This is a genomic window from Streptomyces sp. SudanB52_2052 (assembly GCF_964272415.1).
Classification (GTDB): domain Bacteria; phylum Actinomycetota; class Actinomycetes; order Streptomycetales; family Streptomycetaceae; genus Streptomyces; species Streptomyces olindensis.
This window is the reverse complement of sequence record NZ_OZ186796.1, coordinates 4,088,903-4,111,845: the sequence shown is the minus strand read 5'-3', so window position 1 is coordinate 4,111,845 and position 22,943 is coordinate 4,088,903. Positions and strand designations below refer to the sequence as shown.

Below are 22,943 nucleotides of genomic sequence, written 5' to 3'. Positions count from 1 at the left end.
TGGTGCGCGAAATGGCCTGACGGCACCGGCCCTTGCCCGACCGCCCCCTAAATCGAGGGGCGCCTTTCCGGCCGCACCTGCGACAATCGACCCCATGACCACGCTCAAGTCGAAGCTGCAGGATGACCTCAACGCCGCGATCAAGGAGCGCGACGAGCTCCGCTCCTCGACGCTCCGGCTGACGCTCGCCGCGATCACCAAGGAGGAGGTCGCGGGCAAGGAGAAGCGCGAGCTCTCCGACGACGAGGTGCAGAAGGTGATCACCCGGGAGGCGAAGAAGCGGCGCGAGGCGGCCGAGGCCTTCGCGCAGGGCGGTCGCGCCGAGCAGGCCGAGCGGGAGAAGGCGGAGGGCGAGGTGCTCGCCGAGTACCTGCCCAAGCAGCTGTCCGACGAGGAGCTCCAGCAGATCGTGGCCCAGGCCGTCGAGGAGGCGAAGGCGGCCGGTGCGGAGGGGCCGCGGGCCATGGGCGCGGTCATGAAGATCGTGAACCCGAAGGTGGCCGGGCAGGCCGAGGGCGGCCGTGTCGCCGCCGCGGTGAAGAAGCTGCTGGCCGGCTGACCGGGCCGGTGATCACCGCCGGTCGCCGCCGACCGGCACACAGACGAGGAGCGGCCCTCTCCTTCCCGGCCGGGAAGAGGAGGGCCGCCCCTGTGTCGCCTGGCCCAGAGGGCCACCCCTTCCGTTCCGTCAGATCACGCCCGTGCGGTCACACCGACCGCCCAGCCACACCGGCAGTGCTCAGCCGAACCGGCCGCGTTCCGCCACACCGTCGCGTTCCGCCACACCGGTCGCCCAGACAAACCGGCCGCGCCCAGGCCGCGCTCAGCGGAACCGGCCGCGCTCAGCGGAACGGCCGCGCCCGGGTGAACGGCCCGCGCTCAGCCGAACCGCCCGCCGTTGCCGTTCCCGCCGCCGTTGTCCTGGCCCCGGAAGAAGCCCTCGGGGATGGAGAACGACGGGGTCGGGAAGGGCTCGCCGCCTCCGCCGCCGTTGTTGTTGCCGCCGACCAGGCCGCCGATGAAGCCGTCGTTGCCGCCGTTGTCCCCGTCGCCGCGGCCGTCACCGCCACCGTTGCCGTCGCCGTCGCCGCGGTCACGGTCCCGGTCGATGCCGTCGGGGATGTGGACGGTGTTGAAGCTCTCGACGGGCTTGCCCTCCAGCGCCCCGTACATCATGTCCTTCCAGATGGGGCCGGGGACCTCGCCACCGAAGACCTTGTCGTGCGGCTGTCCGCCGATGGTGATGTTCACCATCTTCCGCTTGTGCGCCGGGTCGCCGACCCACACCGCGCCCGCCATGTTCGGCGTGTAGCCCACGAACCAGGCCGCGTAGCGCTCGTCCGTCGTACCGGTCTTGCCGGCGCTGTCCCGGCCGTTCCCGAGACCGGCCTTCCGGCCCGTACCGTCCTCGACGACGCCCTTCAGCAGCGCGTTGATGGTGTCGGCGGTGTTCTCCGACATCGCGCGCGAGCACGTCGACTTCGGGACCTCGAGCTTGCGGGTCTCGTCACCGACCCGCTGGCTGACCGACTCGATCGCGACCGGAGTGCAGTACATGCCGCGCGAGGCGAAGGTCGCGTACGCGTTCGCCATGGTCAGCGGGGACATCTCCTGCGTGCCGAGGGCGATGGAGGGCACCTGGGGCATCTTGTCCCCGTCGGCCCGCTCGACGCCCATCTTCTTCGCCATCGTCGTCACCGGGCAGATGCCGATGTCGCTGATCATCTGCACGTAGTAGGTGTTGACCGACTTGGCGGTCGCTTCCTTCATGTCGTACGGGCCGACCTCCGACGAGTTCTCGTTCTCGAGCTTCGCCGGGTTGGCGGGGTCGTTCAGCCACTTCTTGCCGTCGCAGGCCGCGACCGGGCTCGGGTACGCCATCCGGTACGGCGAGGAGTACACCTTGTTGGCCGGCATGCCGTCCTCGAGGGCGGCGGCGGCCACGATCGGCTTGAACGTCGAACCGGGCTGGTAGCCCATGCCGCCGCCCATCGCCTGGTCGACGGAGAGGTTGATCTGCGTCTCGTTCTTCTTGAAGCCGTACGGACGCGACTGGCCCATGGCGAGGATCTTGCCGGTGCCGGGCTCGACGAGGGTGGCGGCGGTGGCCACCGGGTCGCTCTTGTAGACGTGGTCCTTGATGGACCGCTGCGCCGCGTCCTGCGCCTGCGGGTCCATGGTGGTGCGGACGGTGAGACCGCCCTGGTTCCAGACCTTCGCCCGGGCCTCCCTGGTCTTGCCGAAGACCGGGTCGGTCAGGAAGACCTCGCGCACGTAGTCGCAGAAGAAGCCCGCGCCCTTGACCGCCGTGATGCAGCCGTTCCGCGGCTTGCTGACCTTCAGGCCCAGCGGCGCCTTCATCGCCTCGGTGGCCTGCGCCCGGGAGATGTCGCCGACCTCGGCCATCCGGCGCAGCACGGTGTTGCGGCGCTTGGTGGCCTCCGCCTCGTCGTTGACCGGGTCGTACCGGCTGGGCGACTGGACGATGCCGGCGAGGAGGGCCGACTCCTGGAGGTTCAGGTCCTTGGCGGACTTGGAGAAGTAGCGCCGGGCCGCGGCCTCGACGCCGTAGGCCTGCTGGCCGAAGAAGGTGATGTTGAGGTAGTTCTCGAGGATCTTCTTCTTCCCGAGCTCCTCCTCGACCTGGATCGCGTACTTGAGCTCGCGGATCTTGCGGCCGATGGTCTGCTGGGTGGCCTGCGCGACCTTCGTCGGGTCGTCGCCCGCCTCCTCGACGAAGACGTTCTTCACGTACTGCTGCGTCAGCGTCGAGGCGCCCTGGGCGACCTCACCGCTGCGGGCGTTCTTGTTGAGGGCGCGCAGCACGCCCTTCAGGTCGACCGCGCCGTGCTGGTAGAAGCGCGAGTCCTCGATCGCGACGATCGCCTTCTGCATGGTCGGCGCGATGTCCTTGAGGGGGACCACCGTGCGGTCGCGCGAGTAGACCGTGGCGATCTGGCCGCCGTCGGCGTCGAGGATGGTCGTGCGCTGGCTCAGCGGCGGCGTCTTGAGGTTGGCCGGGAGCTCGTCGAAGCTCTCGACCGATCCCTTCGCCGCCAGCCCCAGCGCGCCCACCGCGGGCAGCGCGATGCCGGCCAGCACGGCCCCCGCGAGAACACTGACACCGAGGAACTTGGCGGCCTGCTGCGTGGGGGACAGACCACCGCCCGAGCGCTTCTTTGGCATGAGGGCAGCCTACGTTCTCATTCGCCGGACAGGCGTACAGGCCTTGGCCTAAGCTGCTCTCAACTGTCACAGCAGTGAGGCCACGTATCAATACGTCCGGCGACCCCGAATCGTTCCGGGTGTTCCCCAACTTTTTGGTGGGGTCGTGTCCGAATCCGCCTTGTGTGTCATGCGGCGTCCGTTGTGGCGCAACTGAACTGTCCTGGTTTGCCAGGAAAGTTACGTATGTCGCCAGCTCACTCCCCCGGGTGATCTGCCGCTTACCCATAGTCCGTTCGGGCCATTCAAGATTGGGCCCGCTGGGGGTGTTGCGCTGTGCCCACCTTCCGTAACGTCCTCAACTGGCGGCGGTGAATATGCCGCTGCCGCCGTGGGGGAGCCTCGATTCGGGAGAGGACGGCGCCGGTATGGGCTGGGTAACCGACTGGAGTGCGCAGGCGGCCTGCCGCACTACCGATCCGGATGAACTGTTCGTTCAAGGAGCAGCGCAGAACAGGGCCAAGGCGGTGTGCACCGGATGCCCGGTGCGTACCGAGTGCCTGGCCGACGCGCTCGACAACCGCGTCGAGTTCGGCGTGTGGGGAGGCATGACGGAGCGGGAGCGCCGCGCACTGCTGCGCAGGCGGCCCACGGTGACCTCCTGGCGTCGGCTGCTGGAGACCGCGCGTTCGGAGTACGAGCGCGGCACGGGTGTGGTGCCTCTCGACGACGACGAGGTCTACGAGAACTACGCCGCGGTGAGCTGAGGGATTCCTCGCTGAGGGGTTCCCTCCGGGGTCTCCGCACGTCGGTCTCCGCACGTCTCAGGGCCCTTGACGGGTCCTTTGGCTGCTTCGGCACCAGGACCGAGCCGCGTTCGCGTTTCGTCAGGCGCTCGCCTCGGGCAGGCCGGGCACATCGGACGCGTCGGGCAGCTCGCGTTCGTTGGCCGCGAGCCGGTCGCCGATGTCGCGCAGTCCCGCGAGGTCGTGCACGTCACCGGGCAGCGCGGCCACTTCCGTCACGGCCACCTCGGGGTGGAGCGCGGTGAAGCGGTCACGCGTGCGCTGCTCGCGGGAGAGCAGCTGCATGCGTTCGGCGTGCAGCCTCAGCAGGCCTGCCGTGAGCTGGTCGACGGAGCGCTCGGCGTGCTCGGCGTCGTCCTCGGCGGGGGAGCCACCGTCGGAGGCCTCAGCAGCGGCCGGAGCTGGTGTTTCGGGCGTGGGAGAGTCTGAACTGCCGTGCGTGTCGGGAGAGTTACGAAGTCCAGCTTTCCCGCCCTCCTGATCCACAATGCGGGAGTCCTCAAGATTTTCCGCGGCGCCGAGCGCCCGCTCGGCCGACAGCCGGTCGGCGCCGCTGCCGTGGACCCGGTTGAGCACCAGCCCGGCGAGCGGCATGTCCTCCGCGGCCAGGCGTTCCACGAAGTACGCGGCCTCGCGCAGCGCGTCCCGCTCCGGGGCCGCGACCACGAGGAACGCCGTCCCCGGCGCCTGGAGGAGCTTGTACGTGGCGTCCGCGCGCGTGCGGAAGCCGCCGAAGGTCGTGTCCATCGCGGAGACGAACGTCTGGACGTCCTTGAGGAGCTGGCCGCCGAGCAGCTTGCCGAGCGTGCCCGTCATCATGGACATCCCGACGTTCAGGAACTTCATCCCGGCCCGGCCGCCCAGCTTCGCCGGCGCCGTCAGCAGCCGGATCAGCCGCCCGTCCAGGAACGACCCGAGCCGCTTGGGGGCGTCCAGGAAGTCCAGCGCGGAGCGGGACGGCGGGGTGTCGACGACGATCAGGTCCCACTCGTCCCGGGCCCGCAGCTGGCCGAGCTTCTCCATCGCCATGTACTCCTGCGTGCCCGCGAAGCCCGCCGAGAGCGACTGGTAGAAGGGGTTGCCCAGGATGGCGGCCGCCCGCTCGGGGTCGGCGTGCGCCTCGACGATCTCGTCGAAGGTGCGCTTCATGTCGAGCATCATCGCGTGCAGCTCGCCGCCCGCGGAGTCGTCGATGCCCTTCACGCGGCGCGGGGTGTTGTCGAGGGAGTCGATGCCCATGGACTGGGCGAGCCGGCGGGCCGGGTCGATGGTGAGCACGACCACCTTGCGACCCCGCTCGGCCGCGCGCAGGCCCAGGGCCGCCGCGGTCGTGGTCTTGCCGACCCCGCCCGAGCCGCAGCAGACCACGATGCGGGTCTTCGGATCCTGGAGCAGCGGATCGACGTCGAGCACGCGCGCGGGGGCGAGGTGGTGGCGGGCCGGGTCGTGCGTGTGGGCCGGGTCCGGACGACTCATGACATCCCCTGCTTCCGACTCATGACGAACCTTGCCTCCGTGCCGGGCCGCAGCCCTGGCTCTGTGCGCGGCCCCAGCCCTGTGTGGGGCCCTGGCCCTGTGCGGGGCCGTAGCCCTGTGTGAGGCCCTGGCTCTGTGCGGGGCCGTAGCCCTGTGCAGTGCCGCAGCCCTGCGCTCGGCCCCAGCCCTATGCGTGGCCGGCTCACGACACGCCCTGCTCGCGCAGCTCGCGGGCCAGCTCGTACAGCCCCGCCAGGTCCATGCCCTCGGCGAACAGCGGCAGTTCGTGCAGCGGCAGGCCCAGCTCGGTGAGGACCGCACGCTGCTCGTGCTCCAGCGCGTACCGCTCGGCGTACTCCTCGGCCTGGGTGAGCAGTGGGTCCACCAGCCGCTCCGCATGCCCGCCGCGCCGCGCCCCGCCGAGCCCGGCGGACGACAGCGACCGCGCGACTGTGGAACGCGGGACCGTGCGTACGAGTTCCAGGTCGGCCGCGTCCAACACCTCCGGCCGCACCATGTTCACGATGATCCGCCCCACCGGCAGCCGCGCCGACCGCAGCTCGGCGATGCCGTCCACGGTCTCCTGGACGGGCATCTCCTCCAGCAGCGTCACCAGGTGCACGGCCGTCTCCGGCGACTTCAGCACCCGCATCACGGCCTGCGCCTGATTGTGTATGGGGCCGATCTTGGCGAGGCCCGCGACCTCGTCGTTGACGTTCAGGAAGCGCGTGATGCGCCCGGTGGGCGGGGCGTCCATGACGACGTAGTCGTAGGCGAACCGTCCGCTCCTGTCCTTGCGGCGCACCGCCTCGCACGCCTTGCCCGTCAGGAGTACGTCCCTCAGGCCGGGCGCGATGGTGGTGGCGAAGTCGATCGCGCCGAGCTTCTTCAGGGCCCGTCCGGCGCTGCCCAGCTTGTAGAACATCTGGAGGTAGTCCAGAAGGGCCAGTTCGGGGTCGATGGCGAGGGCGTACACCTCCCCGCCCCCTGGAGCGACGGCGATCTTCCGCTCCTCATAAGGCAGCGCTTCGGTCTCGAAGAGCTGCGCGATGCCCTGACGGCCCTCGACCTCGACGAGAAGCGTCCGCTTCCCCTCCTCGGCCAGGGCCAGTGCTAGGGCCGCGGCCACCGTGGTCTTGCCGGTACCGCCCTTGCCGCTGACGACCTGGAGCCTGCTCACGTATTCGAGCCTAACCAGTCCGCGCCCGGGCTACGCGGGAGGCTGTGGACAACCTGGGCCGGGGTCGGTCCCGGACCGCGGCCGTGACCCCGCTCGGACAGGGGCTAAAGTCGGCCGCATGACCAAGTGGGAATACGCAACCGTGCCGCTGCTCGTCCACGCCACGAAGCAGATTCTGGACACCTGGGGCGAGGACGGCTGGGAGCTCGTCCAGGTCGTGCCCGGGCCGAACAACCCCGAGCAGCTCGTCGCCTACCTGAAGCGGGAGAAGCAGTAGTGGGCGCCGTCGAGGCGAAGCTGGCCGAGCTCGGCCTGAGCCTGCCCGACGTCGTCCCGCCGCTCGCCGCATACCAGCCGGCCGTGCAGTCCGGGCCGTACGTCTACACCGCTGGGCAGCTCCCGATGGTGGACGGCAAGCTTCCGGTCACCGGCAAGGTCGGCGCCGAGGTCACCCCGGAGGAGGCCAAGGAGCTGGCACGCACGTGTGCGCTCAACGCCCTGGCCGCCGTCAAGTCCGTCGCCGGTGACCTGGACCGCATCGCGCGCGTGGTGAAGGTCGTCGGCTTCGTGGCCTCGGCCTCGGACTTCACCGGCCAGCCCGCCGTGCTGAACGGCGCGAGCGAGCTGCTCGGCGAGGTCCTCGGCGACAAGGGCGTGCACGCGCGCAGTGCCGTGGGTGTGGCCGTGCTGCCCTTGGACGCCCCGGTCGAGGTCGAGATCCAGGTGGAGCTCGCGTAGCACCCCGCACCCGTCCGAGCTGCGCGATCCGTACCCGGGGCCACTCGAACATCCGCCCGTCACGGGATAGCCTCGCGCCCATGGCGAACGGTCAGTGGTACCCCCCGGAGTGGCCGGAGCGGATCCGCGCACTCGCGGCCGGCACCCTCACCCCGGTGACCCCGAAGCGCGCGGCCACCGTCATGCTCCTGAAGGACACCGACAGCGGTCCCGCCGTCCACATGCTGCGCCGACGCGCCTCCATGGCCTTCGCCGGAGGCGCGTACGCGTATCCGGGCGGCGGTGTCGACCCGCGTGACGACGACCACCACGTCCGCTGGGCGGGCCCCACGCGCGCGTGGTGGGCGGACCGGCTCGGCGTCGACGAGACGGCGGCCCAGGCGATCGTCTGCGCGGCCGTACGGGAGACGTACGAGGAGGCGGGCGTGCTGCTCGCCGGGCCGGCCGCCGACGCGGTCGTCGGTGACACCACGGGCGCCGACTGGGAGGCCGACCGGGCCGCCCTGGTCGCCCGGGACCTGTCCTTCGCGGAGTTCCTGGACCGCAGGGGGCTGGTGCTGCGCTCGGACCTGCTCGGCGCGTGGACCCGTTGGATCACCCCCGAGTTCGAGGCCCGCCGCTACGACACCTTCTTCTTCGTGGCCGCCCTCCCCGAGGGGCAGCGCACCCGCAACGCCTCCACGGAGGCGGACCGCACGGTGTGGATCGCCCCGGGCGAGGCGGCGGCCGGGTACGACCGGGGCGAGTTGCTGATGATGCCGCCGACCATCGCGACCCTGCGGCAGCTGACGGCGTACGAGACGGCCGCCCGGGCGCTCGCCGCCGCTCCCGGCCGTGACCTCACGCCCGTCCTGGCCACGGCCCGCCTGGTGGACGGCGAGATCGTGCTCTCCTGGCCGGGCCACGACGAGTTCACCAAGCACGTCCCGACCGCCCCGACCGGTGGAGCCAGCGCATGACGGACGCAGCAGCCCTGCCCGGCCAGCCCCGGGCCGGGGTCCTCTCGGGTCCCGCCACCGCGCGGGCCGTCAACGTCCTGGCGCCCAACCCGTCGGCGATGACCCTGGACGGCACGAACACCTGGATCCTCGCCGAGCCCGACTCCGACCTGGCCGTGGTGGTCGACCCGGGGCCGCTGGACGAAGGTCACCTGCGCCATGTCGTCGCCACGGCAGAGCAGGCCGGCCAGCGCGTCGCCCTGACCCTGCTGACCCACGGCCACCCCGACCACGCGGCGGGCGCCGCCCGGTTCGCGGAACTGACCGGCACGCGCGTGCGTGCCCTCGACCCGGCGCTGCGGCTGGGCGACGAGGGCCTGACCGCCGGAGCCGTGATCACCACCGGCGGCCTCGAACTGAGGGTCGTACCGACGCCCGGCCACACCGCCGACTCGCTCTCCTTCCACCTCCCGGCGGACCAGGCCGTCCTGACGGGCGACACGATCCTGGGCCGCGGCACGACGGTCGTGGCCCACCCCGACGGCCGCCTCGGCGACTACCTGGACTCCCTGCGCCGCCTGAGGTCCCTCACGGTCGACGACGGCGTCCACACGGTCCTGCCGGGCCACGGCCCGGTCCTGGAGGACGCGCAGGGCGCCGTCGAGTACTACCTGGCCCACCGCGCCCATCGCCTCGCCCAGGTCGAGACGGCGGTCGAGGACGGCTACCGCACCCCCGCCGAGGTCGTCGCCCACGTCTACGCCGACGTGGACCGCTCCCTGTGGCCGGCGGCGGAGCTGTCGGTACGGGCCCAGCTGGACTACCTGGAGGAGCACGGGCTCATCTAGGGCCCCTCGGGGCGCGGGGCCTTGACGCCGTGCACGCGCGCGTACTCCCCGGCGAGCCACGGACCGAGATCGTCGACGTACGACCGGAGCACGGCGGCGTCCCCCGTCGGCTCGCGTCCGAGGACGGCCGCCGCCCGCAGTTGCTCGGCGCGCTCCGGGTAGTACCCGGCGAACGCCTCCGCCATCTCCCGCAGGTCGCTGGTCCAGCCGTTCCAGCGGGGCATGACGAGCGTGAAGCCGGTGCGGACGAGGTGCCGGGACATGAAGCGGACGAGCGGACGGCGGGCCTCCGCCGTGTCGTCCGTCTCGGCGATCCGGCGGCGCCAGCTGGGCAGGAGCAGGTGCAGATCGCCGTTGGTCTCGCGGGCCAGCAGCGAGTCGGGGCGGTAGCGCGGCAGCCGCGCGGCCAGGTCCTCGCCCAGCAGCGGTGTGCACAGGCAGGCGAGGAACCAGCCCAGGTCGTGCCGCTCCAGGTCGCTCAGCAGCCGCTCGCGGCTGAAGAGCAGCGTCCCGTGGCCGTCGATCTGCTCGAACTCCGCGTCCAGCGCCGCGCCGAGCGCCCGGGCGTCGGCCCGGTCCGCCTCGGTCGGCTCCGCGCGCATGGCGAGCAGCAGGTCGAGGTCGCTGCGTCCCATACGTGCGGTGCCGCGCGGAATCGACCCGTAGAGGTACGCGCTGTGCAGCCGCGTGCCGAACACGTCGGTCAGCCCGTCCCGGGCCGCGGCGACGACCGGGCGGAAGGCGCGGGGCACGCGCGCGAGGGAGCCCTCCCGGGCGATGAAGCCCTCGGCGTCGAGCCCGGGGCGGGGAACGGTTCCGGCCATGTGGTCACTGTGCCGTGAGGGGCGATCCGGCGCGCCTGGTTTTCGACGCCGAGCCGACGGCAACAGGGCCGACGGCGGCAGGGCAGGGCGCGGCAGGCACCCTCCTGGTGCCGTGCACGACGTCGGGCCCCGTCCCGTGAGGGGACAGGGCCCGAAGACGTACGGCCGGTCGGGCGCGTCAGCGCGAGCGCTTGGCGAGGCGCTCCACGTCCAGGAGGATCACCGCGCGGGCCTCCAGGCGCAGCCAGCCGCGCTGGGCGAAGTCCGCCAGGGCCTTGTTGACCGTCTCGCGGGACGCGCCGACCAGCTGGGCCAGCTCCTCCTGCGTGAGGTCGTGGACGACGTGGATGCCCTCCTCGGACTGCACGCCGAACCGGCGGGACAGGTCCAGCAGAGCGCGGGCGACACGGCCCGGGACGTCCGAGAAGACCAGGTCGGACATCGCGTCGTTGGTCTTGCGCAGCCGGCGCGCGACGGCACGCAGGAGCGCCGAGGCCACCTCCGGGCGGGCGTTCAGCCAGGGCTGGAGGTCGCCGTGGCCGAGGCCGAGCAGCTTCACCTCGGTCAGCGCCGTGGCGGTCGCCGTGCGCGGGCCCGGGTCGAACAGCGACAGCTCGCCGATGAGCTCGCCGGGGCCGACGACGGCGAGCATGTTCTCGCGGCCGTCGGGGGACGTGCGGTGGAGCTTGACCTTGCCCTCCGTGACCACGTACAGGCGGTCGCCGGGGTCGCCCTCGTGGAACAGTGAGTCACCGCGGGCGAGGGTCACCTCACTCATGGAGGCGCGGAGCTCCGCGGCCTGCTCGTCATCGAGCGCCGCGAAGAGCGGATTGCGCCGCAGAACGTCGTCCACGAGTTCTCTCCCTTTCGACCTGCTCAGGGGATCTTGCACCCCCGCGTACCAGGGGACCGTGGTGCCCATTTTGCCGGACGGTCCAAACAGTGTGATCTGTCACAAGGATGCCGCACAGGTGTCCCGGGGTACGCGGCAGGGGTCCAATTGGGCGCCGATCTTCAGGGGCCGGGGCGGATGTCGGTGCCTGGCCTTAGGCTGGCCGGGTGTCCAAATCGCCGGTGAGAGCACAGGCCGAGGGGGCTGCGCGGGTGGTTGTACGTCGCGATTCCGCTGTGGGCGAACAGAGCCCCGATGGCGGTAGGAAAACGGCGAAAGCGACAGAGGGGGCGTCGGCTTCGGGGAAGCCGACGCCGACGGGGAAGTCGCCCGCCAAGAAGGCCTCCGTCGGGAAGGCCTCCGCCAAGAAGGCGACATCCGGGAGGAAGGCCGCCTCTGCGAAGAAAGCCGCCTCCGAGACGCCTGCGGTGTCGAAGGCCTCTGCCGCTGCTGCGAAGAAGGCCCCTGCCGCGAAGAAGACACCGGCTGCGCAGAAAGCACCGGCCGCGAAGAAATCACCCGCTGCGAAGAAGACACCCGCCGTGAAGAAGGCGCCCGCCGCCAAGAAGGTCACCGTCGCGCCCAAGAAGGCCACCGCCCGCGTCAAGGACACCGCCCCCGCCCGGACCGTCGTCCACCCGCCGGGCGGCGAGTCGCGTACCGCCCTGGTCCGCCGCGCCCGCCGTATCAACCGCGAGCTCGCCGAGGTCTACCCGTACGCGCACCCCGAGCTGGACTTCGACAACCCCTTCCAGCTGGTGGTCGCCACGGTCCTGTCCGCCCAGACCACCGACCTGCGCGTCAACCAGACGACCCCCGCGCTCTTCGCCAAGTACCCCACCCCCGAGGACCTGGCCGCCGCCAACCCGGAGGAGGTGGAGGAGATCCTCCGCCCCTGCGGCTTCTTCCGGGCCAAGACGAAGTCGGTCATAGGGCTGTCGAAGGCGCTGGTGGAGGACTTCGGCGGCGAGGTGCCCGGCCGGCTGGAGGACCTGGTCAAGCTGCCCGGCGTCGGCCGCAAGACCGCGTTCGTCGTGCTCGGCAACGCCTTCGGGCGCCCCGGCATCACCGTCGACACGCACTTCCAGCGTCTGGTGCGCCGCTGGCAGTGGACCGCCGAGACCGACCCCGACAAGATCGAGGCCGCCGTCGGCGCGCTCTTCCCGAAGAGCGACTGGACGGATCTCTCGCATCACGTGATCTGGCACGGTCGTCGCATCTGCCATGCCCGCAAGCCGGCCTGCGGAGCCTGCCCGATCGCCCCGCTCTGCCCGGCGTACGGCGAGGGCGAGACCGACCCGGAGAAGGCGAAGAAGCTCCTCAAGTACGAGAAGGGCGGCTTCCCCGGCCAGCGCCTGAGGCCTCCGCAGGCCTACCTGGACGCGGGCGGCAAGCCGGCGCCGCCGCTGGGGGCCGGATGAGCTGCCCCATGAGCCCCTCGAACGGGGGACCGCGACCCGGCGCGGAACGATCTCGGGGCCGCCGTGCGTTGGAAGCGGCAGGACGACGGGGGTGGCGATGACGCGTGCGAGCGACACACAGGGCGGCCCGGTGACGGCGGTGACGGTCAGCAAAGAAGGGCTGCCCGCCTGGCTGGACCCGGTGGTGCACGCCGTGGAGACGGTCCGGCCCAGGCAGCTGAGCCGCTTCCTGCCGCCCGAGGACGGCGCCGGCCGCCAGTCCGCCGTGCTGATCCTGTTCGGGGAGGGCGACCGCGGGCCGGAGCTGCTGCTCATGGAGCGCGCCAGCTCCCTGCGTTCGCACGCGGGCCAGCCCTCCTTCCCCGGCGGCGCCCTCGACCCGGAGGACGGCGACCCGAGGGGCGACGGACCGCTGCGCGCCGCCCTGCGCGAGGCGGAGGAGGAGACCGGCCTCGACCCCGCCGGCGTCCAGCTCTTCGGTGTCCTGCCCCGGCTGTACATCCCGGTGAGCGGCTTCGTCGTCACACCGGTGCTCGGCTGGTGGCGCGAGCCGAGCCCGGTCGGGGTCGTCGATCCGAACGAAACCGCCAGGGTCTTCACGGTTCCCGTGGCGGATCTCACGGATCCCGCCAACAGAGCCACCACCATCCACCCCAGCGGCCACCAAGGACCAGCATTTCTGGTCAAATCGGCCCTTGTCTGGGGTTTCACGGCGGGAATCATCGACCGGCTGCTGCACTACGCGGGCTGGGAGCGGCCCTGGGACCGCGAGAAGCGGGTCCCGCTCGACTGGCGCGCATGACAGGGTGGCCTTCGTGAACGTGCTGGACATCTTGTTGCTGGTCGCCGCCGTGTGGTTCGCGGTCGTCGGGTACCGCCAGGGGTTCGTCGTCGGCATCCTGTCGGTGATCGGCTTCCTGGGCGGTGGCCTCGTCGCGGTCTACGTGCTGCCCGTCATCTGGGACGCGCTCACGGACAACGCGGAGGTGAGCACGACCGCGGCCGTCGTCGCGGTCGTCGTCGTCATCGTCTGCGCCTCCGTCGGCCAGGCCCTCACCACCCACCTCGGCAACAAGCTGCGCCGGCACATCACCTGGTCCCCGGCCCGGGCCCTCGACGCGACCGGCGGCGCGCTGGTCAACGTCGTGGCCATGCTCCTGGTCGCCTGGCTGATCGGCTCTGCCCTCGCGGGCACCACGCTGCCGACGCTCGGCAAGGAGGTCCGCAACTCCAAGGTGCTGCAGGGCGTCTCCCAGGCGCTGCCCGACCAGGCCGCCACCTGGTTCGCGGACTTCTCCTCCGTCCTCGCGCAGAACGGCTTCCCGCAGGTCTTCAGCCCGTTCTCCAACGAGCCGATCACCGACGTGCAGCGCCCGGACCCGGCCCTGGCCGACAGCCAGGTGGCGACCCGCGCCCAGCGCTCCATCGTCAAGGTCATGGGCACGGCTCCGAGCTGCGGCAAGGTCCTGGAGGGCACGGGCTTCGTCTTCGCCGACCGTCGCGTGATGACGAACGCGCACGTGGTGGGTGGTGTCGACGAGCCGACCGTGCAGATAGGCGGCGAGGGCAGGAAGTACGACGCCACGGTCGTGCTCTACGACTGGCGGCGCGACATCGCCGTACTGGACGTGCCGGACCTCAAGGCGCCCGCGCTGCGGTTCACGTCGAAGGACGCGGGCAGCGGCGACGACGCGATCGTCGCCGGCTTCCCGGAGAACGGGGCGTACGACGTGCGGGCCGCGCGCGTGCGGGGCCGCATCACGGCCAACGGCCCGGACATCTACCACCGCGGCACGGTCCGCCGCGACGTCTACTCCCTCTTCGCGACCGTCCGCCAGGGCAACTCCGGCGGCCCGCTGCTCACGCCCGACGGCAGGGTCTACGGCGTGGTGTTCGCCAAGTCCCTCGACGACGCCGAGACGGGGTACGCGCTGACCGTGGACGAGATCCAGGAGGACATCACCAAGGGGCGCACCGCCAACCAGCAGGTGGGCAGCGACAGCTGCGCGCTCTAGGAGCGGCTCTGGAGAGGGGACGGCCCGCGCGTCACTCGCGCGGGTGTTGCCTCAGTCGCGTGTGTGGCGCAGACGTACGGAGACCCAGCGGGCCCGGCGGCGGAGGATGCGCGGGATCCCGACCCTGGGGTCCGCCCCCGCCATCTGGGGTGCACCGCCTCGCTGGTAGGAGTTCGCACCGCCCGCCGAGCGGCGATTGCGGCTTGCGTCACTGTAGTCGTGCGTCCAGCCCATACCCCGACGTGTGCCCCTGCCCCATGGTCGATAACCGCTCCCGGGGCGCCCAATTGGCCTATGCGCCAGGCAAGTGGCCGCTCGTAGGACAAGCGTTCAGGCGGGGGTACGGGGCGCGGTCGCGCGGTCACCGATCGGGTTCGGGATCCCGCAGCCAGTTGATGAGTTCCGCGGAGAACGCGACCGGGTCCTCCTCGTGCGGGAAGTGGCCGAGGCCGTCGAACAACCGCCAGCGGTACGGGGCTTCGACGTACTCGCCGGAGCCGGCCGCGCTGCGCGTGCGCATCACCGGGTCGCGGGAGCCGTGCAGATGGAGGGTCGGCACGCGCACGGGCCGCTTCATCCGCCGGTTGAACTGGATGCCGTCCGGGCGGGCCAGGGAGCGCACCATCCAGCGGTACGGCTCGACCGCGCAGTGCGCCGCCGAGGGGATGCACATGGCGCGGCGGTAGTTCTCCAGCGCCTCGTCCTCCGGCGGACGCGGTCCGGACCACTCCTGGATCAGCTCGGCCACGAGCGCCCCGTCGTCGGCGGTGAGCTGCCGCTCCGGGATCCAGGGCCGCTGGAACCCCCAGATGTGTGAACCGGCGCGCGTCTGCTTGACGTCCCGCAGCATGGCCGAGCGCCAGCGCCGCGGATGCGGCATGGAGGCGACCGCCAGCCGCCGCACGAGCTTGGGGCGCATCGCGGCCGCCGTCCACGCCAGGTATCCACCGAGGTCGTGGCCGACCAGCGCGGCGTCGGGCTCGCCGAGCGAGCGGATGACCCCGGTGACGTCCAGCGCGAGGTTGGCGGGGTCGTAGCCGCGCGGCGTACGGTCGCTGCCCCCGACGCCCCGCAGGTCCATGGCGACGGCCCGGAACCCCGCGTCGGCGAGCGCCACCAACTGGTGCCGCCAGGTCCACCAGAACTGCGGGAAGCCGTGCAGCAGCAGCACCAGCGGCCCGTCGCCCAGCTCGGCGATGTGGAAGCGGGCGCCGTTGGCCGCGACGTCGCGGTGGCACACCTGCTTCCCGCCGGGGACGTCCAGGAGTACGGCCGAGGCCGGTTGTGCCGGGGGTGTCGCGGGGTCCGTCATGACGACGAGCGTGCCACAGCCTCGATGGCTTCGGGGACCCGGTCCTGCGTGAGCTCCGGGCGGGGATGCGGCTTGGCCTTCTGCAGGACGCCCGCGCTCTGCTTCATCGAGGCGGCGACCTTCTGCGGCCCCTTGCTCTTCTTGGCCTTCTTCGCGAAGACCACGCCGATCAGCGCGAGGACGAGCGCCACCAGCACGTTCGCCGCGAAGGACAGCAGGAAGCAGATCGCGAGGTTCCAGTCCGTCCAGGTGCGGATGCCGTAGGCCAGGGCGAAGTTCAGCATCGGCAGGGAGAACACCAGCACCGCGCCGGCCAGCGAGAAGGCGCCCCCGCTGGTCGCGCCGCGCTTGACGTCCTGCTTGAGCTGCGCCTTCGCCAGCGCGATCTCGTCGTGCACCAGCGCCGACATTTCCGCCGTCGCCGAGGCGAACAGCTGGCCGATGCTGCGTTCGGCGCCGACCGGGCTGCCGTCGGGTGCGCTCATCGCGGTCTCCCTCTTCTGCGTACGGTCCGATTTCCGCGTCCTGTGCCTGACTCGCCACAGTCGTCCGACTGCGTACGGCCTGACTGCGTACGGTCCCGTCTTTTGTACCGTCTCGTCAGATCATGCCGGACCGTCGCGGTCATCGCCTGCCCCGCCCGGTACTTCGGCAAGCCCGTGCCGCGCCGCTGCCTTCTCCTGGGCGATGCGGCGGTGCTCGGCGGCCTTGCGCTCGTAGCGCTCCGCCAGGCGCAGGTGGTACGCCGGGTCGTCCTCCTCGTAGACGTCCGGGATGCCGTCGGCGTCCTCGTCGCGCTCCTCGGCCTCCCACAGGCGGCGGTACTTGGTGTTGCGGATCTTCAGCAGGACGGTCGCGAGGGCCGCCGCGATGAGCGAGCCGCACAGCACGGCGGTCTTGACCTCGTCGGTCATCACCTGGTCGCCCTCGAAGGCGAGTTCACCGATGAGCAGGGAGACGGTGAAGCCGATGCCGGCGAGGCTCGCCACCGCGAACACGTCCGCCCAGGCGAGGTCGTCGCTGAGCGACGCCCGGGTGAAGCGCGCGGCCAGCCAGGTCCCGCCGAAGATGCCGAGCACCTTGCCGACGACGAGTCCGAGGACGACACCGAGGGTCTCGGGCTGGGTGAACACGTCGGCGAGCGCCCCGCCGGACACCGAGACGCCCGCGCTGAACAGCGCGAACAGCGGTACGGCCAGTCCCGCCGACAGCGGCCGCACGAGGTGCTCGATGTGCTCGCCGGGGGAGTGCGCCTCGCCCTCGTGGCGGTGGCAGCGCAGCATCAGGCCCATGGCCACGCCCGCGATGGTGGCGTGGATGCCGCTGTTGTACATCAGGGCCCAGACGACCAGCGCGAGCGGCACGTAGACGTACCAGCCGCGGACGCCCGTGCGCAGCAGCAGCCAGAACACGAGGAGGCCGGCGACGGCGCCGCCGAGCGCGGCGAAGTTCAGGTCGTCCGTGAAGAAGACGGCGATGATCAGGATCGCGAAGAGGTCGTCGACGACGGCGAGCGTGAGCAGGAAGGCGCGCAGCGCGCTCGGCAGGGACGTGCCGATCACGGCGAGCACGGCGAGGGCGAAGGCGATGTCGGTGGCGGTGGGCACGGCCCAGCCGGCCAGGGAGCCGCCGCCGGTGACGTTGGTGACGGTGTAGACGAGCGCGGGTACGGCCATGCCGCACAGGGCGGCGACGACCGGGAGCGCGGCGGCTTTGGGGTCGCGCAGATCACCCGCGACGAGTTCGCGCTTGAGTTCGATGCCGGCGACGAAGAAGAAGATCGCGAGCAGTCCGTCGGCGGCCCAGTGCGCGACGGACAGGTCGAGACCGAGGGCGGCGGGGCCCAGGTGGAAGTGGGCGATGTCTTCGTAGCTGTCGTGCAGCGCGGGGATGTTCGCCCACAGCAGCGCGACGACCGCGGCGGCGAGCAGCAGGACGCCGCCGACCGTCTCGGTGCGCAGCGCGTCCGCGACGTACGTCCGCTCGGGGAGCGAGAGCCGTCCGAGGATCTTGCGGGGGGTGCTGGGGCGGGGCGCGGCCACGGGGGAGACCTCCGGTCGGTGGGCAGGGCTGAACACTTGCCGACCAGACTTCCCGGCGCACCATGGAGCACTTGTTTTTCTTAGTTTAGCTAAATGTATGGGCTTGCGCATCTTGATCCGCGCCACGGCCGCGGGAAGGGCACCCGGCGTGCCGCCTGCCGGGTGCCCTTCGTCCACTCCGCTATGCCTGTGCCGTGATCAGTCCTCGCTGGGCGCGGCGGGCAGCTTGGCCTGGATGAGGTCCATGACCGTGGAGTCGGTCAGCGTGGTGACGTCACCCAGCTGGCGGTTCTCGGCGACGTCCCGCAGCAGCCGGCGCATGATCTTGCCGGAGCGGGTCTTGGGCAGCTCGGCCACCGGAAGGATCCGCTTCGGCTTGGCGATCGGGCCCAGGGTGTTGCCGACGTGCGTGCGCAGCTCGGCGACCAGGTCCTCGGTCTCGGCGGCCGTACCGCGCAGGATCACGAAGGCGACGATCGCCTGCCCGGTCGTCTCGTCCGCCGCGCCGACGACGGCCGCCTCGGCGACCGACGGGTGGGAGACCAGCGCCGACTCGACCTCCGTGGTGGAGATGTTGTGCCCGGAGACGAGCATGACGTCGTCGACCCGGCCGAGCAGCCAGATGTCGCCGTCGTCGTCCTTCTTCGCGCCGTCACCGGCGAAGTACTTGCCCTCGAAGCGCGACCAGTACGTGTCGATGAACCGCTGGTCGTCGCCCCAGATGGTGCGCAGCATCGACGGCCACGGCTCGGTCAGCACCAGGTAGCCACCGCCGCCGTTGGGCACCTCGTTCGCCTCGTCGTCGACGACCGTCGCGGAGATGCCGGGCAGCGGCGTCTGCGCGGAGCCGGGCTTGGTGGCGGTCACGCCCGGCAGCGGGGTGATCATCATCGCGCCGGTCTCGGTCTGCCACCAGGTGTCCACGATCGGGGTGCGGTCGCCGCCGATGTTCTTGCGGTACCAGATCCACGCCTCGGGGTTGATCGGCTCACCCACCGAGCCCAGCACGCGCAGGCTGGACAGGTCGAACTTGGCGGGGATGTCGTCGCCCCACTTCATGAACGTACGGATCGCCGTCGGCGCCGTGTAGAGGATCGTCACGCCGTACTTCTGGACGATCTCCCAGAAGCGGCCCTGGTGCGGGGTGTCGGGCGTGCCCTCGTACATGACCTGCGTCGCGCCGTTGGCGAGCGGGCCGTAGACGATGTACGAGTGGCCGGTGACCCAGCCGACGTCGGCGGTGCACCAGTAGACGTCGGTCTCCGGCTTGAGGTCGAAGACGGCGTGGTGCGTGTACGCGGCCTGGGTGAGGTAGCCGCCGGAGGTGTGCAGGATGCCCTTCGGCTTACCCGTGGTGCCCGAGGTGTAGAGGATGAACAGCGGGTGCTCGGCGCCGAACGCCTGGGGGGCGTGCTCCGCGCTCTGGCGGCCCACCAGGTCGTGCCACCACACGTCGCGGCCCTCGGTGAAGGCGACTTCCTGACCCGTGCGGCGCACGACCAGGACGTGTTCGACGTTGCCCGCCTTCTCCACCGCCTCGTCCACGGCCGGCTTGAGCGCGGACGGCTTGCCGCGTCGGTAGCCGCCGTCGGAGGTGATGACCACGCGCGCGTCGGCGTCCTGGATGCGGGTGGCGAGCGCGTCCGAGGAGAAGCCGCCGAAGACGACGGAGTGGGCGGCGCCGATGCGGGCGCAGGCCAGCATCGCGATCGCCGTCTCGGGGATCATCGGCATGTAGACGGCGACCCGGTCACCGGCCTGAACGCCCAGCTCCAGCAGGGCATTGGCCGCCTTGGAGACCTCGTCCTTGAGCTCGGCGTAGGTGAGGGCGCGGCTGTCGCCGGGCTCGCCCTCGAAGTGGATGGCGACCCGGTCGCCGTGCCCGGCCTCCACATGCCGGTCGACGCAGTTGTAGGCGACGTTGAGCTCGCCGTCCTTGAACCACTTGGCGAACGGCGGGTTCGACCAGTCGAGGGTCTCGGTGGGCTCCTTGGCCCAGGTCAGCCGACGGGCCTGCTCGGCCCAGAAGCCGAGCCTGTCAGCCTTGGCCTGTTCATACGCCTCCGCGGTGACGTTGGCGTTGGCGGCCAGGTCGGCGGGGGGTGCGAACCTGCGCTCTTCCTTGAGCAGGTTGGCCAGGCTTTCGTTGCTCACGGCATCTGCCTTTCCCAGGGTGTCCGTTGTGTCCCAGGCCACAGCTCATCAGACCCGGGGGTGCGATGACAAGGGCCGACCGCCGATTGGTTTAGACCTGTTGGTCGGGTGTCAGTCGGTGGTCTCGACGGCCGGGGTCATCCGTACCCACGGACGCCGACCAGGGAAAGTTCATGCGTGTAACGCCGGTCACGTGACCGGCGGTGGGGCGGAGGGTCGAGGGCGGTGGTCGGCACTCGACGGGCGGTGGGGCGGAGGGTCGAGGCCTGTTGTCGGCACCTGCCGGTCGGCGGGTCGTGGAGAGGTGCCGGCCGACGGGCGCGGGGCAGGGCCGATGGCCGGGCGCGGGGCGATGAGGCGGCCGGGTGTGGCGCGGTGGGCAGCCGGGCGTGCCGCGTTGGGGGGCCGGGTGTGGCGCGTTGGGCAGCCGGGTGTGCCGCGATGGGGTGGCCGGGTGCGCGGTGCAGGTGCCGCGCACCCGGGTGGGCGCCCGGCTCACGCCGTCAGGTCCGCCTCCCGTACGCGGTCGAAGACCACGCCGCCGTCCGTCTCGGTGAGCAGGTACGACTCGGCCTCGCCCACGTGGAAGTACATGCCCTGGAGGACCAGGGCGCCCTCCGCCAGGGCCCGGGCCACCGAGTCGTGGGCGCGCAGGTGCTCCAACTGCTGGACCACGTTGGTCAGGCTGAGCTGCTCGACCACGTCCTCGGGCACCCGGCCGGCCAGGCTGCATGACGGCCGGCTGTCGTCGGTCACGCGTTCCAGGCTGGGCAGCCCGTGCCGCAGCCAGCGCTTCAGCGGTGTCCGGGCGCCGCCGGGCTCGGAGGTGAGCAGCGCCTGCATGGCGCCGCAGCCCGAGTGCCCGCACACCGTGATGCACCGCACGCGCAGCACCTCCACGGCGTACTCGATCGCGGCCGCCACCGAGTCGTCGCCGCTCTCCTCGCCCGGGAGCGGGACGAGGTTGCCCACGTTGCGTACGACGAACAGGTCGCCCGGACCACTGGAGGTGATCATCGATGTGACCAGTCGTGAGTCGGCGCAGGTCAGGAAGAGCTGCGAGGGCCGCTGCCCCTCGCGCGCCAGCCGGGCCAGCTCGCTGCGCACCAGCGGTGCGGTGTTGCGCTGGAAGGCGCTGATGCCACGCGCCAGTTCGTGCCCGTCGGCTCCGCCGGCGCCTGCCGGGTCCGGCTCGGGGCGGTCCGACCCGTCCGTGTCCTGCTCGGAGGGGGGTGCGGACTGCGGGCGTTCGCACTGGTGGTTGCGCCAGGCCGTCCAGGGTCGGCAACGGCAGTCGGCGACGGCCGTGGGCTCGGAGATGCGTGTGCCGGGGTGCCGGCCGGTGATCTCGACGGTGCCGCCCTGCGCGGTGTGCGTCTTCTGCCAGTCCTGCAGCGTCTCGTACGCCGCGTGGTCCATGAACGACCCGTCCAACTCGACGACGGTGTCGGCACCGTGGGGCACGAGATGCAGGGCCCGGCTGAGCCGCGGCACCGCGAGGAACGTCAACTGTCCTCTGACGTGTACGTGATGGACTCCTTCCCTCTCTTCGTGCGTGATGCGGGTGCGGGTGAGGCGGTGCAGGGCGACGGCGACGGCCATGGCGATGCCCAGGGCGACGCCCTGGAGGACGCCGAGGGTCACCACGCCCAGGGTGGTGACGGCGTAGACCCACACCTCTCGGTGGCGCGTCACCGTGCGGATGTGGTTCAGGGACACCATCTGGATGCCGACGGACATCACCAGGGCGGCGAGCGAGGCGAGCGGGATGAGCTCCAGGATCGGGACCATCAGCAGCGTGGCGATCACTACGAGAACGCCGTGCAGCATCGTGGAGTTCCGGCTGACCGCTCCCGCGTTCACATTCGCCGTGGTCCGCACCGCGACACCGGCGATGGGCAGACCGCCGAGCGATCCGGAGACGATGTTGGCGGCGCCCTGTCCGAGCAGCTCGCGGTCGAGGTCGGAGCGTCCGACCCGGGCGGGCAGGCCCGGGCGGCCGGCCACCAGCTTGTCCACGGCGACCGCACCGAGCAGCGACTGCACGCTGCACACCAGCGTGGTGGTGAGCACGGCGGCGACGAGGCCGAGGACGGGGCCCTCGGGCAAGCCGGCCAGCGCGTGGTTGCTCCAGGACGGCAGGTCGACCTTGGGCAGGCGCAGACCGGCGAGGGCGGCGGCAGCGGTGGCTCCGGCGACGGCGATGAGCGCGGCCGGGACCTTGCGCAGCAGGTGTCCGGCCCGGCCGGGCAGTCTCGGCCAGAGCAGCAGCAGCGCCAGGGTCAGCGCGCTCACCGACACGGACGCGGGGCGCAGCTGCGCCAACTGGGCCGGCAGGGCTCTCAGGTTGTCGGGGACCGAACTCTGCGGTGTGCCGCCGAGCACGATGTGCAGCTGGGCGACGGCGATGGTGACGCCGATCCCGGCGAGCATGCCGTGCACGATGGCGGGGCTGACGGCGAGGGCGCCACGGGCCACGCGCAGGCAGCCCAGGCCGAGTTGGGCCAGGCCGGCGAGGACGGTGATGGCGCAGGTCGTCCGCCAGCCGTAGCGCTGGATGAGGTCGGCGGTGACGACGGTGAGTCCGGCGGCCGGTCCGCTCACCTGGAGCGGGGAGCCGCCGAGCCGTCCGGCGACGAGACCGCCCACGGCGGCGGCGACGAGGCCGGCCTGGAGGGGGGCGCCGGTGGCGAGGGCGATGCCCAGGGACAGGGGCAGGGCGATCAGGAAGACCGCGATCGAGGCCGACACGTCGGCACCCGCGATACGGAAGCGGCGGGGGCCGGTCGGCGGCGGGCTGTGGGGTGGATGGGTCCGCTCGGTCCGGTTCGGATCGGCGGCGCGGGTGGGAACGCAGGCTGACATCGTTTCCCGTCTCCTCCGGGGCTGCGCGGTCGCGTGACTGGGGTCCCGCTCGGGGCGGGTTCTGTCGCGGCCGTGGGTCACGGCGTAAATCGGCGGGATAAATCAACGCTCGGTAAACGGATCGTAATGCAGAGTAAAGGGCGAGCATAGACTTTACGGGCAAATGGGCTAATAAATCACCCTGAGGAGTGAAGTGGCTATTTGATCGGCTTGTCGTACTAATTTCCTTCTCGGTCTCGTGCGAATTTGGCGGCGCTGTCGGCACCC

At 71.4% G+C, this 22,943-nt stretch carries 21 protein-coding genes; 9 read left to right on the top strand and 12 right to left on the bottom strand.

The window, feature by feature from the left end:
* Positions 1–94 precede the first annotated feature (94 nt).
* Positions 95–559 carry a GatB/YqeY domain-containing protein gene (locus tag ACSUPV_RS18150; protein WP_037760920.1) on the top strand — a complete coding sequence of 155 codons (465 nt, stop codon included), beginning with the start codon at positions 95–97 and terminating at the stop codon, positions 557–559.
* Positions 560–879: 320 nt separating this feature from the next.
* Here the strand turns inward: ACSUPV_RS18150 and ACSUPV_RS18145 are convergent, their stop codons facing one another.
* Positions 880–3,186, bottom strand: a complete 2,307-nt coding sequence (locus ACSUPV_RS18145; RefSeq protein ID WP_037760918.1) for a transglycosylase domain-containing protein — start codon at positions 3,184–3,186, stop codon at positions 880–882.
* 407 nt (positions 3,187–3,593) lie between these two features.
* Between ACSUPV_RS18145 and wblA the strand changes: the two genes are divergently transcribed.
* Positions 3,594–3,932: a transcriptional regulator WblA gene (wblA, locus tag ACSUPV_RS18140; protein WP_031115994.1), complete on the top strand. Its 339-nt coding sequence runs from the start codon at positions 3,594–3,596 to the stop codon at positions 3,930–3,932.
* Positions 3,933–4,052: 120 nt separating this feature from the next.
* On the opposite strand, the gene ACSUPV_RS18135 is transcribed toward wblA, so the two are convergent.
* Positions 4,053–5,447: an ArsA family ATPase gene (locus ACSUPV_RS18135; protein WP_031115993.1), complete on the bottom strand. Its 1,395-nt coding sequence runs from the start codon at positions 5,445–5,447 to the stop codon at positions 4,053–4,055.
* A gap of 202 nt (positions 5,448–5,649) precedes the next feature.
* Entirely contained in the window at positions 5,650–6,627 is a 978-nt protein-coding gene (locus ACSUPV_RS18130; protein ID WP_031115992.1) for an ArsA family ATPase, read from the bottom strand.
* Between the two features lie 118 nt (positions 6,628–6,745).
* On the opposite strand from ACSUPV_RS18130, the gene ACSUPV_RS18125 reads away from it, so the two are divergent.
* The 4 genes from ACSUPV_RS18125 (at position 6,746) to ACSUPV_RS18110 (ending at position 9,151) form a co-directional block, all read left to right on the top strand.
* Positions 6,746–6,904, top strand: coding sequence for a DUF4177 domain-containing protein (locus tag ACSUPV_RS18125; RefSeq protein ID WP_003991873.1), 159 nt, complete (start codon positions 6,746–6,748; stop codon positions 6,902–6,904).
* Complete coding sequence (locus ACSUPV_RS18120) at positions 6,904–7,365, top strand: RidA family protein (RefSeq protein ID WP_031115991.1); 462 nt, start codon at positions 6,904–6,906, stop codon at positions 7,363–7,365. The genes ACSUPV_RS18125 and ACSUPV_RS18120 overlap by 1 nt, the downstream gene beginning before the upstream one ends.
* An 80-nt stretch (positions 7,366–7,445) precedes the next feature.
* Positions 7,446–8,324: an NUDIX hydrolase gene (locus ACSUPV_RS18115; protein ID WP_359788753.1), complete on the top strand. Its 879-nt coding sequence runs from the start codon at positions 7,446–7,448 to the stop codon at positions 8,322–8,324.
* Entirely contained in the window at positions 8,321–9,151 is an 831-nt protein-coding gene (locus ACSUPV_RS18110) for an MBL fold metallo-hydrolase (protein WP_031115989.1), read from the top strand. The genes ACSUPV_RS18115 and ACSUPV_RS18110 overlap by 4 nt, the downstream gene beginning before the upstream one ends.
* Here ACSUPV_RS18110 and ACSUPV_RS18105 read toward each other — a convergent pair.
* The 3 genes from ACSUPV_RS18105 to ACSUPV_RS18095 form a co-directional block, all read right to left on the bottom strand.
* Entirely contained in the window at positions 9,148–9,975 is an 828-nt protein-coding gene (locus ACSUPV_RS18105) for a nucleotidyltransferase (protein ID WP_436947822.1), read from the bottom strand. The genes ACSUPV_RS18110 and ACSUPV_RS18105 overlap by 4 nt on opposite strands.
* A gap of 178 nt (positions 9,976–10,153) precedes the next feature.
* The gene (locus ACSUPV_RS18100; RefSeq protein WP_031115987.1) at positions 10,154–10,828 is read right to left on the bottom strand and encodes a Crp/Fnr family transcriptional regulator; all 675 of its coding nucleotides are present in this window, start codon (positions 10,826–10,828) and stop codon (positions 10,154–10,156) included.
* A gap of 193 nt (positions 10,829–11,021) precedes the next feature.
* Positions 11,022–11,432 carry a hypothetical protein gene (locus tag ACSUPV_RS18095; RefSeq protein ID WP_436947821.1) on the bottom strand — a complete coding sequence of 137 codons (411 nt, stop codon included), beginning with the start codon at positions 11,430–11,432 and terminating at the stop codon, positions 11,022–11,024.
* Here ACSUPV_RS18095 and nth point away from each other — a divergent pair.
* The 3 genes from nth to ACSUPV_RS18080 all read left to right on the top strand — a co-directional run bounded on the left by nth (position 11,410) and on the right by ACSUPV_RS18080 (position 14,303).
* Positions 11,410–12,288, top strand: coding sequence for an endonuclease III (gene nth / locus ACSUPV_RS18090; RefSeq protein ID WP_031115986.1), 879 nt, complete (start codon positions 11,410–11,412; stop codon positions 12,286–12,288). The two genes, ACSUPV_RS18095 and nth, sit on opposite strands and share 23 nt — an antisense overlap.
* A 97-nt stretch (positions 12,289–12,385) precedes the next feature.
* A complete protein-coding gene (locus ACSUPV_RS18085) occupies positions 12,386–13,090 on the top strand; it encodes an NUDIX hydrolase (RefSeq protein WP_037761058.1) in 705 nt (234 codons plus the stop codon).
* Between the two features lie 13 nt (positions 13,091–13,103).
* On the top strand, positions 13,104–14,303 hold the full coding sequence (locus ACSUPV_RS18080; RefSeq protein ID WP_031115984.1) for a MarP family serine protease: 1,200 nt from the start codon (positions 13,104–13,106) through the stop codon (positions 14,301–14,303).
* Between the two features lie 51 nt (positions 14,304–14,354).
* On the opposite strand, the gene ACSUPV_RS18075 is transcribed toward ACSUPV_RS18080, so the two are convergent.
* The 6 genes from ACSUPV_RS18075 to ACSUPV_RS18050 form a co-directional block, all read right to left on the bottom strand.
* Positions 14,355–14,537 (bottom strand): hypothetical protein, encoded by a 183-nt coding sequence (locus tag ACSUPV_RS18075; RefSeq protein ID WP_078650763.1) that lies wholly within the window; start codon positions 14,535–14,537, stop codon positions 14,355–14,357.
* Between the two features lie 127 nt (positions 14,538–14,664).
* Entirely contained in the window at positions 14,665–15,615 is a 951-nt protein-coding gene (locus ACSUPV_RS18070; RefSeq protein WP_436947820.1) for an alpha/beta fold hydrolase, read from the bottom strand.
* Positions 15,612–16,100: a phage holin family protein gene (locus tag ACSUPV_RS18065; protein WP_031115982.1), complete on the bottom strand. Its 489-nt coding sequence runs from the start codon at positions 16,098–16,100 to the stop codon at positions 15,612–15,614. The genes ACSUPV_RS18070 and ACSUPV_RS18065 overlap by 4 nt, the downstream gene beginning before the upstream one ends.
* A gap of 120 nt (positions 16,101–16,220) precedes the next feature.
* Entirely contained in the window at positions 16,221–17,657 is a 1,437-nt protein-coding gene (gene nhaA, locus ACSUPV_RS18060; protein WP_037760908.1) for a Na+/H+ antiporter NhaA, read from the bottom strand.
* Positions 17,658–17,855: 198 nt separating this feature from the next.
* The gene (gene acs, locus ACSUPV_RS18055; protein ID WP_037760904.1) at positions 17,856–19,811 is read right to left on the bottom strand and encodes an acetate--CoA ligase; all 1,956 of its coding nucleotides are present in this window, start codon (positions 19,809–19,811) and stop codon (positions 17,856–17,858) included.
* Positions 19,812–20,306: 495 nt separating this feature from the next.
* Positions 20,307–22,676, bottom strand: a complete 2,370-nt coding sequence (locus tag ACSUPV_RS18050) for a bifunctional SulP family inorganic anion transporter/carbonic anhydrase (protein WP_031115979.1) — start codon at positions 22,674–22,676, stop codon at positions 20,307–20,309.
* Between the last annotated feature and the right edge of the window lie 267 nt (positions 22,677–22,943).